Genomic DNA, 13,137 nt, shown 5'->3' on the forward strand with positions numbered 1-13,137 from the left:
TACGACTTGGAGCTAGGAGTTCCTACGTTCTAAGTCCAAAGGCATCTCAATGAGCACCTTGGTACCACCGCTGTCCCCCGGCAACCAACGAATCTCACCAGAAAGTTCGCTATTAACCAACGTGCGAACGATCTGCAGTCCAAGGCCTTCACGCCGTGGCTCCGGTGGCAACCCATGACCATCGTCCTCGATCACGACCCGAAGCCAATCCACGCCATCGGTGCCGATGTAGCGCTGCGCAACAAGTGAAACTTCTCCGTCGCGTTGAGCCAAACCATGTTCTACTGCGTTAGTCACTAGTTCATTGATCACCAACGACAACGGTGTTGCGAGGTCTGCGTCTAGCATGCCAAATTCGCCTTCTCTGCGAGTTGATACTCGCTGTTCAGGAGAGGCAATCTCAACGATCAGTCGGAACTGACGATCCATCAAATCATCAAATTTCACGGTCTCATTCAGACCCTTGGAAAGGAAATCGTGCACGGAGGCAATGGTTGAAACGCGACGCATTGCCTGTTCCAGACCCTGTTTGCCATCTTCGGAGGTCATCCGACGCGATTGCATGCGCAAGAGGGCGGCCACTGTTTGAAGGTTGTTCTTGACCCGGTGGTGGATCTCTCGAATCGTCGCGTCCTTGGTAACAAGTTCCTTTTCCCGACGACGTAGTTCCGTCACGTCACGGCAGAGTACCAAGGCGCCCCAACGTTTGGATTCGTTACGCAGCGGAATAGCGCGCAGCGAGAGTGTGACACCCCGGTGTTCAACTTCTGTACGCCACGGCATTTTTCCTTGAAGAACCAGGGGTAAGGTCTCATCGACGACTCGTCGGTCGCTGACCAAAGCCATGGTCAAATCCGATAGTGGTTGCCCTTGAAGCACATCCGCAGCTCCGAGGCGCCGGAATCCGGACACCGCATTAGGACTCGCGAATTCAACGACTCCAGCTACACTGAGCCTGATGAATCCATCGCCAACTCGTGGCGCACCGCGACGCGAGCCGGTGGGGCTGGCAAATTCAGGCCAGAGGCCTTGGGTTCCCATCTGCAAAAGGTCATCCGCGCTTTGGCGATACACCAGTTCCAGATTGGAGGGAGTCCGTGATTGGTTGGGATCAAAGTGCGAAGTAATTACGGCCACGGGGCGATTCTGGCGGACCAGAGGAATCGCTTGAACCGTGGTGAGTCCCATGATGATGTCGTTACCGACCTGCTCTGCCGAACGTTGAACCTGCAAGGTATCCCAGGCCTGATCCACCATAAGGCGCAAATCCTTGCGGATCCGCTCTCCCACAAAATCACTGTGGAAGGCGGTATGCGAGGTTGAAGGCCTCACGTGTGCCAGAGCAACGTAAGATCCATCGCCGGAGGGGAACCAGAGTACAAGATCCGCGAACGCAAGGTCCGAGACCAGTTGCCAGTCCCCCACCAGCAGGTGGAGCCAGTCCTCATCACCGGGCGCTAGTGCAGCACGTTGACGTAGTTCTTCGGTGATGAGGGCCATTGGCGATATTTACCTTCGTACGATGGAACGCAACAGGCGAAGGGCAACGGACAGAGACGCCATATCGTCTCGTTCGAGGCTGTTCACTTCAGCAAACATTGTCTTCGCACGATCAAGGTTAGCCGCGTTAACGTCTTCCCACGCAGCAACACGCTCTGCAGGATCGTCAATATCGCCATGCGCGTCCAAGATATTGCCAGTCAGATCCATGATGGTGGTGTACAAATCGTCGCGCATCGCTGCACGGGCCAGAGCCTGCCAGCGATCCGAGCGAGGCAACCGTGTGATTCGATTCAGCAAACTATCCACGCCGAATAGGTCATAAAGCACGAAGTAGGTTTCTGCTACCTTCATGGCCGAGACCGAAGTACGGTGCACGTACTGAGCGATATCCAACAGGGCGAAGGACTCAAACTGGGTAGCCCACATGCTTGCCCGAAGCTCTGGAATACCGTAGCCCAGTGCTTCGTCACGCCATTCGTTGAATCGCGCAAGGTCGTTTCCACGAAGGATGCTCGGCAGTGCCTTGCGTAGTTCGGTGACGGTGTCCTTAAAACGATTGACCGCTTCAGACACGAGCAGCTGCTCGTCTACACCGTTAATGAACCAACGGGTGGCGCGGTCCAGCAATCGACGCATGTCGTGGTGCTGCTGACCCCAGTGATCCAAGCTGGTCCCGGCCGGCTGAGCATTGATCGCATCAAACTGACGGTCAAAACCGTAGATCTCACGCAAAGCACAGAAGACCTTAGCGATCTGGACCTCGTTGGCGCCGGTTTCTTCCATGGCGCGGAAGACGTAGGTGATACCGCCAACGTTGACCACATCATTGGCAACCACCGTCGCAATGATTTCCTTACGCAACGGGTGGTCCTGCAGCTGGTCTCCAAAACGCTCAACGAGCTGCTCTGGGAAGTATCCACGCAAGATCTGCGCGAAGTACGGATCTTCAGCGATATTTGACTCGGTCAACGCATTAGCCAATTGAATCTTCGAGTAGGCTGCAAGCACCGAAAGTTCCGGTGTCGTCATGGCTCCACCCGTTGCCCGACGCTCTTCGAGCTGCGCAGTACTAGGCAAGAATTCCAACTCACGGTTAAGATCAGCAGCAGATTCAAGCCACTGCATCAAACGTTCATAAGCTGGAGCCCAAGTTTGCGCTGCATGCTTCTCGTTGAGCAACAACACGTTTTGTTCAAAGTTGGTCTTCAACACAAGATCGCCGACATTGTCAGTCATCGACAACAAGAAATCGGTGCGTTCCTCAGGGCTGAGATTACCCGCTGAGATCTGACGGTCAACGAAGATCTTGATATTTACTTCGCGGTCTGATGTATCAACACCAGCTGAGTTATCGATGGCATCAGTATTCAGCAATACGCCCTTGCTTGCAGCCTCAATACGGCCCAACTGGGTCATGCCCAAGTTGCCACCTTCACCAACAACCTTGGCACGCAGATCCTTGCCGTCAATGCGGATTGCATCATTGGCACGGTCACCGACCTGGCCATTGGTTTCGGAACCTGCCTTGACGTAAGTGCCAATACCGCCGTTGTACAACAGGTCGACAGGAGCCGAGAGGATCGCCTTGAGCAATTCGTTAGGGCTCATCTTGGTCGTGGACTGGTCCAGTCCCAAGACTTCACGAACCTGAGAACTAATCGGGATCGATTTCAGGGTGCGCGAGTACACGCCACCACCAGCAGAAATAAGTTCCCTATTGTAGTCCGCCCAGCTGGAGCGAGGAAGATCGTACAAACGCTGACGCTCGTCAAAAGCTACCTGCGCGTTAGGCGTTGGATCCAAGAAGATGTCACGGTGATCAAAGGCTGCCACCAGCTTGACGGTAGGAGTACGGCGTAGTCCGTTACCGAAAACATCACCGGACATATCGCCCACACCGGCTGCGGTGAACTCGTCACGCTGAGTATCTACACCAAGCTGGAAGAAGTGGCGCTTGACTGATTCCCAAGCTCCACGTGCGGTGATGCCCATGCCCTTGTGGTCGTAGCCCACGGAGCCGCCTGAGGCGAAGGCATCCCCCAGCCAGTGGCCTTTCTCAGCTGAGAGAGAGTTGGCGATATCGGAGAAGCTTGCAGTGCCCTTATCGGCAGCGACAACGAGGTAGGAATCATCGCCATCACGACGAACAACGTTTTCTGGTGCAACAATGTGTTCCCCGTCCGTGTCGGTGACCATGTTATCGGTGAGCTGCAGCAAAGTGCTGATGAAGACCTTGTAGGCCCCCTTGCCCTCTTCCATCCATGCTCCACGATCCTGTGCAGGATTAGGCAGTTGCTTGGCGTAGAAACCGCCCTTGGCGCCGGTAGGAACAATCACCGAGTTCTTAACCATCTGGGCTTTGACCAGTCCCAAAACTTCGGTGCGGAAATCTTCTCGGCGATCGGACCAACGCAGACCGCCGCGAGCGACGGCTCCAAACCTGAAGTGCGTTCCTTCAACACGTGGCGAGTAAACCCACAGTTCGTGCTTCGGGCGTGGGAATGGCGCAAAGTCGATCAGTTCTGGTGCGAGTTTGAACGCCAACGCCTGATGTTTGGTGAAGTAGTTGGTTCGCTGGGTCGCTTCGATCACTTTCACAAAACGGCGAAGCAATGTGTCGGCGTCCAAGGTCGGTACTGCTTCGAGTGCTTCAGCAATCTTATTCTTTGCCGATTCACGGGCCGCCTCAGATTCTTCGCGGCTCAGCGCCGGGTCGAAGGTGGCCTGGAAAAGCTCCACGATGCTGTGAGTGACCGAAGCGTTCTCCACGAGGGTGTTGGCGATAAACCCGGTCGAGTTGGGCACACCCAGCTGCAACAGGTAGTGGGCGTAGGCGCGCAACATGGCCACCTGCTCCCATGAGATGCCCTCACGTAGGACCAGGGCGTTCAAACTATCGGACTCAGCAGCGTTACGAACTACCGCACTGTAGGCTTCGGCGAGCTTGGTCTCAACGGCTTCAAAATCGATGGCATCATCGAATTTTAGGCCCATGTCATAGATGTAGCGCTGACCGATGCCCTCCGGGTTCAATTCGTAAGGTCGTTCATCGACTACATCCAGACCAAGGTCTTGAAGAACCGGCAGAATCCGTGAGAGCAACAACGGACGGGTCACGAAGATCTTCATCCGTTTGGACACCGATGATTTTTCGTCACGGGTAGATGGGTCGTAGAAGGACACGACCGGACCGCTTTCGGTCTCTTGGTCAAGGGTAGTTAGCAGGTTGACGTCCTTGAAGGCGTCTTCAATCTCAAACTGCACCTTGTAAGCGGCCGGGAAGGCCTCAGCCCAAGCATTGGATAGAGTGTTCGCGTCACCCAGCTCGAGATTCGTACGGGCGGTGTCTACGATCGCATCCGACCAGGAACGTACTGCCTTGGCGATTCGATCTTCCAAGGCGTTACGATCCACCTGTGGTGCTGCAACATTGCGCTGCAAACGTAGGCGATAGAACAAGCGAACCAGCGCACCGGCACCCAGTTGCGCCTCGTACTCCACCGAGTCCGCGTTGAAGGTTTCCTGCAACTCCTGCTCGACACGCAGTCGAACGTCTGTGGAGAATCGATCACGTGGCAAGAACACCATGGCGGTAACAAAACGGCCGTAGTCATCAGTGCGAAGGAATACTGAGGTGCGTCGACGTTCCTGAAGTCGCAGGATGCCCAAGGCGGCTTGGGTCAAATCCGCTACGGAAATCTGGAACAGCTCGTCACGTGGGTAGCTTTCCAAAATCGTGGTGATGTCTTTGCCGGAGTGCGAGTTCACAGCGAATCCGGTGCTCTTAAGGACAGCCTGAACCTTCTCGCGAACGACCGGGACGGTTTTAACGCTGGAGGTGTAAACACTGGACGCGAACAGGCCGATGAAGCGGCGCTCACCATTGACTTCGCCGTTCGCATCAAAGCTCTTGACCCCGACATAGTCCAGGTACACGCCGCGGTGGACGGTGGAACGGGAGTTAGCCTTGGTGATAATCAGCGCGCTCTTATCGCGAGCGGTGATCCGCCCCTGCTTGGTCAGGTGCTGCGGGCCCTGCGATTCAAGTTCACGCATGAGTCCCAGTCCGCTGCTGGGCCGAGCGACGAGAACTTCTTCGCCGTCCACCGACTCCAGATCATATTCACGGTATCCCAGGAAAGTGAATTGCCCATCAGCCATCCAGTCGAGCAATTCCGCTGCCTGAGACAGTTCCGCGATCTGTTCGGCGTGAGCGGTCTGTGGCAGAGACTGTGCAATGTTCTTAGCCTGGTCCAGCATGGCTGGCCAGTCGTTAACTGCGACGCGTACATCGGCAAGAACACTGTAGAGACGCTCTACCAGTTCTTGTGCCTGTTGGTCGTTCAGTTCGCGGGCAAGCTCAATGGAAATCCATGACTCGACGTGAGTGGCCGAACCGGCCGAGATCAAAGTGCTCAGATCCGAGAGTGCTGCGGTGTCGCCGCTTGCCACGTGCTGTAGTCCAGCGTGGCTAATTCTTACGATCTCGCCTGTATTGTCGTCACGTGAGACCACAAAGGTCGGATGAACAACGAGCTGGATTGGTGAGTTGAGCTGCACCAAAGCTGCGGTAACCGAATCAACCAAGAATGGCATGTCATCAGTGACGATGTGTACTACGGAGATTCCGTTGTTTCGGGTGATTGCGACGTTCGGGGTGTCCGCCTCGCGCTCATAACCGATTTCTAGGTGTGCAGCCACACGCGATTCGAGTTCGTCGGGCCGGTAGGCCGCCACATCCTCGGTCGCAATCTGGCTATAGTACTCGCTCACCAATCTTGGGGTGAGAGTCGCATCCATGAATGATTCTGACATGCTGGATTCCGACGAGTTCAACTGAACGCCCTCCAAGAACAAAGTTCGATGGGCCCGCGCCGTTGCGGACCTCTAGTCTTATCAACCCTACCCGGTTTTTGCACCCGAGGTCCGTGAGTTCTTCCTAAATCGACGTATTGCCCGTTTCTTGGGCAGATCCGTAGATTTTATGCCGGTCAAGGACCGGATTTCAGAACGCAATGAACTCTTTGGTGCAATCTCCAACAAAGGGCTTCCTGCTAACACTGACGCACTGCAGACTGCACTGTCATTAGGCATAAAGCCAACCACGTCGTGCATTGGACCAAAGCGATCCCATGCTTCGATCAAGCGACGTTTTGGACTGCGTCCGCTGCTGGAGACACTCACCCTGTTGAAGACGATTTTTGGGTGAATGTCGGCATAGGATTCCTCGAGTTCATCAATGGCTCTAATTGCTCGTGGAATACCTACACTGTCTGAATTGACGACCATAAAAATCTCGTCTGAACACTGAAGCATTTCTACAGTCACCGCATTGCGTTGCGGTGCCTGCGTATCAAAGCTCAGTTGTTCGTCCATAGCTATATGCGGTGCCAAGTCGACGACTACGAGATCGTAGTGCCCCTTGAATACCGCACAAGCACGGCGCAGTGCTGAAGCTCGCACTTCGGGCCATCTGCTGGAACGTGGAATTCCGGTGGCAACTCTGATCGTTGAATCGGCGACCTGAACTAGCGAGCACGCGGCGTTGAGTCGAGCTATATCCACGCTACCCGAATCTATGATTCTGCAGATTTGGGCAACTGAGGCTGACTCGTCCATCAGACCCAGTTGAATCGATATTGACGCCGCATAAGTATCAGCGTCCAACAACACCACGTTCTTCCCTGCTGCCGAACACTCCACTGCGTAGTTCAACGCGATCGTACTTCGTCCGGGCGATCCAGGTGCGCTCCAAAAACTAACGATCTTTCCTGAGGCGCGTTGTTCCCGACCAGCCTCGTGGGGGTTGGTTTTCTTTTGTGCACTCTGCGGCTGTTTCAACGACAGGACAGTCGCCACGATTCGCTGTTCTAGCTCAGAAATGGCAATGTCCGCAGGAACCTGCAACACATCGGGCAGAGGGTGTAGATCCGTGGGGCTATCAATCAGGCAAACTATGGCCGTGCGATGAGCTAGCAAGTCGTCAACTTGTTCCATGGGCGGAACCAATTGAAAATCGGCGACGAGCAAGACGTCGGCGGCACCGTCCGAGCAAGCTGCGACGGCTTCGGCCATATCGGCGCAAACCCTGGTGACGATGAGCTCGCCTTGGTACCCCTCGATCTGTCTAACGATAGATTCTTGGTCACCCAGCACCACGACCGAGATGCTCACTGTGTTGCTCCTGCAGGGTTGTAGATAACGATAATTCGTGAATCATTGGCCAAGGCCTGGAGCAAAGGTTCAAGTTGGTTTGGTTCCACCAGAAGCTCTAAGTTAGTTCCTTGTCTGTCGACCAATCCCCCGCCACTTTCTACTCGGGCGGCCACTTCGACCATAGACGACAGCTTCTCTGGGACCCCATAGCTGTTTCCTCCAGACTCTTTCTTGGCAATCCACACATCCACGAAACTTCCTGGAGCAATAGATGAACTCAAGTCCGCCGGAAGCTCAACGTTGATCGGTCTTCGAGAGCCCAGTTCGCTTTGCGTCACAGAGGTCATTGGAATCAGTTCGCCAGCACTAACAAATGTGTTGACGCGAGAATTCTTATCTAGCCCTGACTCTGGATGTAGATATCTGCCGGCGGTATCGCCTAACTGAACTTCTTGAGTTTTTAGATTTTCATCGGTCAGCTGTTCGCCGAGAGTGATGTTTGAACGTGCGACATAAACCGTGGTTGTTTCATGCATGGCACCCACCAGATACGTGGTCCCGGCCACCGAGGCGAGCACGAGTACAGCGCCCAGAGCCAGTCTAGGGTCCTTCCATCCTGGTCGACGCACGCGCGCAGCTTTTGTTGCGCGTTCACCTTGGACAACTTGGTCACTCATCAAGGCTCAACCCTCCGCCGCTGGATGTGTTTATGAATCGTGAGCCTACGACAACTTGAGCCCGGAGAGAAGACCTTTTCACAGTTGTGGACTAATTTAGCTTTGTCGCTACGACCCATCCAATGGAATCTAACGGGATGAGCAGGCGGCCTGAGATGTCACCAGCCCGCGCAAATTCGTCGCGCGGATGGACAGCGATCATCAAGTAGTCCTTGGCCACCTGTGCCAACGTACCTTCGGCTAATGCACGCCCATCGTGGCCATAAACCTGGCATCTTGATCGGTCGCGCAGCAGGCTTCGAATGACACTGGAGAACCTAATGGACTTGATCTGTCGACGCCGGTCTATCCCTGCGCCGTTCTTGCTTGGCAGTGAAATTGACTGAATTACGCGGTTGGTAATGACCCATTGAGTACTTTCACTTTCTAGACAGAGGTAGTCGACAGCGATGGGGCCCAAAGCGGCCCGGACTTCGCTCTCCCCCGATAAGTGGATCGTAAGTTCTTGACCCTGAAAACGCGAGAGTGTGTGAATCAGTTCTGCCGTTGAACGCTCGATGCGAATGTTTTCAGAAATTTCGTCGCGCATTTGAGCGCGATCTTGCTCGGCCATTTGAGCTTCTAAATCGTCAAAGAGTGAATCCCAGCGCATGTGGCAACTGTACGAGACAAAAACTTGTTTCAACACCCTCTTCACAAATTCACCTCAAAGTGTCATTATCATTATCAAATAATATCAAATTGCATCAAACGGTCACTAAGGAAGTGATTTGAATGTGTTCGACCCGGGTCATCGCCATCCTGTTCCTATTCATCGCAGCGGGCGCGGTCCTTGTCTTCGTGGGTATTCAGTGGATTACGGAATTCCACGCACTCAGTGCGGCCACGAATCCAGGCTCGTACATACTTTTGCTGCTCACTCTGGCTACCTTTTTCCTTGCCGGTATGTGTGGCATGCACTTCCTGGCGCGTCGTTTACTCATCTGGGCATTGAGAAGTCAACATCTGGCGGTCATTCTCTTCTTCCAGCACATCGCACCGAAGTTCACTCGTAACGTGCTCGGATCTTTACTCGGTACCTCGATCGCTTTGTCGACCGCAATCGCGGCCAGCGCGACCCCGGTAGCACCCATGGACAGTCAAGCCTCGGTACAAAGCGCCGATAAGAATGTCCAACCCGAACGAACGGGAGTTGAGTATCAAAGTGTTCCCAATGCTCAGTGGTTTCCCGAACAAGTCAGCGTACCGATGAATAACTTGATCTCGCCGAAAACGCCCCCAAAGCGCGAATCAGCAAGAACTGGAACAGACGTGGTAGTAGCCGAAGGCGACTCGTTATGGAGCATCTGCGCCAAACATCTCGGCCCCCAAGCCACAGTCGAAGAAATAGCTACCTACTGGCCACAAATCTACAAGGCCAATGAACGAACCATCGGTGCAAATCCCGACCAACTGATGCCCGGCACCGTCATTGAGTTACCACCCACGCGCTAACGCGCCCGTCGTCACTAATCCACACGCCATCAGGAGTCATCATGAGCACCATCACTCTCACCCCTCGAACCATCGGCCAAGAGCTACTAGGTTCAGACCTCGAAATTCAGGACACCGCGCTCCAAAATGACCTAACCGCAGCCACGAGCACATCGACGCAATCCGAACCACGTGTCACACCAGCACATCTGAGCCGCGCTATGGACAACATCTTTCGCCGCAACGAGATTTGCCGGCCAGAGCGTCGGGCCGTGGTGGAGATTTCGTACTCCGTTGCTCGCGCGGTATTTGAGATCGTCGCTGGTTACCGCAGCGTGAGCCAGCTGGCTTTTGTTGTTGAACCACAGTGCATCGATAAATTGCGGCGTAGGGCGCTACTAGAAACGTCCCGCTACACGGTAGACCCAGTGCCCGGAACAGCGCATGGTCACATCATGTCGCTACACCTGGACAGGTGCTTGTCTGGCGCGTGGGAATGCACAGCCATCATTGGCTTTAAAGACCGCGTCCGTGCCGTAGCTCTCAAAATTGAGCCATGGCACGGACGCTGGCAAGTCACCGACGTGGAACTAATTTAGTTACGCTTGGACTTCTTTTTCTTCTTGTTACTTGTCGCCGGTGCACGCTTGGTGCTGGCTTCACCGTCTTCGTCGGGGCCGGTGAACTGGAGGTTCTTAGGCTTGGCCGATTCGTCAATCACTGGGTTTTCTTCAGCAGCTTCTGAACCCGATGGAATATCAAGGTTGAACAGGGCGCCGATGCTTTCCTCTCGAATCCCCTCCATCATGGTCTGGAACATCGTGTAGCCTTCACGCTGGTATTCAACCAACGGATCACGCTGCGCCATGGCACGAAGGCCAATGCCTTCCTTGAGGTAATCCATCTCGTAGAGATGTTCTTGCCACTTACGACCAATGGTGGAGAGCACCACTCGGCGTTCCAGATCTCGCATGGTCGAGGAGCCAACGCGTTTTTCGCGCTCCTCGTACTGGTACTGAGCGTCCGAAAGGATTTCACGTTCCAGGAATGAACTGGAGAGGTGGCTTACTCCACCGGCTTCTTCAACAACCTCATCCAGGGTGATACCGATTGGGTAGAGTTGCTTCAGGTTGGTCCACAGGGACTTCAGCTCCCACTCATCTGGATTACCGACCTGGGTAGCTTCCAGAACCATGGCCTTGACGACGTCCTCAAGGAAGTGACCCACCTTCTCTTCAAGGTCACCACCTTCAAGGATGGCTCGACGATCAGCGTAGATTGCTTCACGCTGGCGGTTCATCACGTCATCGTACTTCAGCACGTTCTTACGTTGTTCAGCGTTGACGCCTTCAACCTGGGCCTGTGCCGACTCAATGGCACGGGAAACCATCTTGGATTCCAATGCCACCTCTTCGGGCATCGATGGGTTGTTCATGATGCGCTCTGCCATGCCGGAGTTGAAGCGTCGCATCAAATCATCGGTCATCGACAGGTAGAAGCGTGATTCGCCTGGGTCGCCCTGGCGGCCGGCACGACCACGCAGCTGATTATCAATGCGACGCGACTCGTGGCGTTCGGTACCGAGAACGTACAGTCCACCGAGCTCGGCGACTTCTACGGATTCCTTGGCGACGGTCTGCTTTGCCTTAGCAAAGACGTCATCCCAAACTTTATTGTACTCTTCTGGGTTGTTCTCTGCGTCGAGAGCGCGACGTTCCATCTCAGCAACTGCAAGGAATTCCGCGTTACCGCCAAGCATAATGTCGGTACCACGACCGGCCATGTTGGTGGATACGGTCACGGCGCTCTTTCGACCAGCCATGGCCACCACGGCGGCTTCGCGGGCATGCTGCTTAGCGTTCAGAACTTCGTGACGGATGCCCTTCTTGGACAGTAGCCGCGAGAGGTACTCGCTCTTCTCGACGCTGGTGGTACCAACAAGCACTGGCTGTCCAGTAGCGTGACGTTCAGCGATGTCCTCGACCACTGCGTTGAACTTCGCGACTTCATTCTTGTAAATGTAGTCGGACTGATCCTTACGAATTGCCGGCTTATTGGTAGGAATTTCTACAACACCCAATTTGTAGGTGCCCATGAATTCCGCGGCCTCGGTCTGCGCCGTACCGGTCATGCCCGAAATTTTGTCGTACATGCGGAAGTAGTTCTGCAGCGTAATGGTGGCCAGAGTCTGATTCTCCGCCTTGATCGTGACGCTTTCCTTGGCTTCAATAGCCTGGTGCATGCCCTCGGAATAGCGGCGGCCTTGCAATGCACGCCCAGTGTGCTCGTCAACAATCATGACTTCGCCGTTGACCACGACGTAGTCCTTGTCCTTCTTGAACAGTTCTTTGGCCTTGATGGCGTTGTTCAAGAAGCCGATAAGCGGAGTGTTGTTGGCTTCATAGAGGTTATCGATGCCGAGGTAGTCCTCAACCTTTTCGATGCCCGATTCCAGAACACCGATGGTGCGCTTCTTCTCGTCAACTTCGTAGTCGTCTTCGCGCTTGAGCGTGGAAACGATCTTCGAGAAGACGGTGTACCAGCGGTTCACGTCACCTGAGGCCTGACCGGAAATGATCAGTGGGGTTCGAGCCTCATCGATCAGGATCGAGTCAACCTCATCGACAATGACAAAGTTGTGGCCACGCTGAACAAGTTCATCCTTGCTCCAAGCCATGTTGTCGCGCAGGTAATCGAAGCCGAATTCATTATTCGTACCGTACGTGATGTCGGCTTCATACTGCTTGCGGCGATCTTCTGGTTTCATATTCGCCAAGATGCAACCGCAGGACAGACCGAGGAAACGGAAGACACGGCCCATAAGATCCGACTGGTACTGGGCTAGGAAGTCGTTGGTGGTAACCACGTGCACGCCGTTACCGGCCAGTGCGTTGAGGTAGGCCGGTGCTGTAGCGACCAAGGTTTTACCTTCACCGGTACGCATTTCAGCGATATTACCTAGGTGCAGAGCTGCACCACCCATGAGCTGAACGTCGAAGTGGCGCATGCCAAGAACGCGGTCTGAAGCCTCACGAACCACTGCGAATGCTTCGGGGAGCAAATCATCCAGCGTCTCACCGTTAGCCAAACGTTCGCGGAACTTATCGGTTTCGCCCTTGAGCTCTTCGTCTGAAAGTTCGCGAATTTCGACTTCCAACGTATTGATTGTGTCGGCGTACTTACGAAGAACCTTTAGGGTCTTCTTGTCGCCGGTACGCAAAATACGTTCTAGCAATGATGCCACGTGGTAGCTCCCAATATCTCAAGCACAGTATTTTCTGGCGTCTTTAGTCTACGTGAGGAAATCAGCGCTTCTGGCAATTTCCCG

The 13,137-nt window shown here is 54.4% G+C and carries 8 protein-coding genes; 2 read left to right on the forward strand and 6 right to left on the reverse strand.

From position 1 onward, the window contains the following. Nucleotides 1–12 precede the first annotated feature (12 nt). The 5 genes from FJV47_RS02060 to FJV47_RS02080 form a co-directional block, all read right to left on the reverse strand. A complete protein-coding gene (locus FJV47_RS02060; RefSeq protein ID WP_159609548.1) occupies nt 13–1,500 on the reverse strand; it encodes a sensor histidine kinase in 1,488 nt (495 codons plus the stop codon). Between the two features lie 9 nt (nt 1,501–1,509). Further along, nucleotides 1,510–6,318 (reverse strand): NAD-glutamate dehydrogenase, encoded by a 4,809-nt coding sequence (locus FJV47_RS02065; RefSeq protein WP_235026303.1) that lies wholly within the window; start codon nt 6,316–6,318, stop codon nt 1,510–1,512. 87 nt (nt 6,319–6,405) lie between these two features. Further along, nucleotides 6,406–7,677, reverse strand: a complete 1,272-nt coding sequence (locus FJV47_RS02070) for a P-loop NTPase (protein WP_159609550.1) — start codon at nt 7,675–7,677, stop codon at nt 6,406–6,408. Then, nucleotides 7,674–8,336, reverse strand: coding sequence for a hypothetical protein (locus FJV47_RS02075; protein ID WP_159609552.1), 663 nt, complete (start codon nt 8,334–8,336; stop codon nt 7,674–7,676). The genes FJV47_RS02070 and FJV47_RS02075 overlap by 4 nt, the downstream gene beginning before the upstream one ends. A 91-nt stretch (nt 8,337–8,427) precedes the next feature. After that, nucleotides 8,428–8,988: a hypothetical protein gene (locus tag FJV47_RS02080; RefSeq protein ID WP_159609554.1), complete on the reverse strand. Its 561-nt coding sequence runs from the start codon at nt 8,986–8,988 to the stop codon at nt 8,428–8,430. A gap of 122 nt (nt 8,989–9,110) precedes the next feature. On the opposite strand from FJV47_RS02080, the gene FJV47_RS02085 reads away from it, so the two are divergent. Both FJV47_RS02085 and FJV47_RS02090 read left to right on the forward strand, forming a co-directional pair. Next, entirely contained in the window at nt 9,111–9,830 is a 720-nt protein-coding gene (locus FJV47_RS02085; protein ID WP_159609556.1) for a LysM peptidoglycan-binding domain-containing protein, read from the forward strand. Nucleotides 9,831–9,871: 41 nt separating this feature from the next. After that, nucleotides 9,872–10,408, forward strand: a complete 537-nt coding sequence (locus FJV47_RS02090; RefSeq protein WP_159609558.1) for an Rv3235 family protein — start codon at nt 9,872–9,874, stop codon at nt 10,406–10,408. On the opposite strand, the gene secA is transcribed toward FJV47_RS02090, so the two are convergent. Further along, nucleotides 10,405–13,053: a preprotein translocase subunit SecA gene (secA, locus tag FJV47_RS02095; protein ID WP_159609560.1), complete on the reverse strand. Its 2,649-nt coding sequence runs from the start codon at nt 13,051–13,053 to the stop codon at nt 10,405–10,407. The genes FJV47_RS02090 and secA overlap by 4 nt on opposite strands. Nucleotides 13,054–13,137: the final 84 nt, after the last annotated feature.

It is taken from the genome of Glutamicibacter sp. JC586, assembly GCF_009805585.1.
Lineage (GTDB): Bacteria > Actinomycetota > Actinomycetes > Actinomycetales > Micrococcaceae > Glutamicibacter.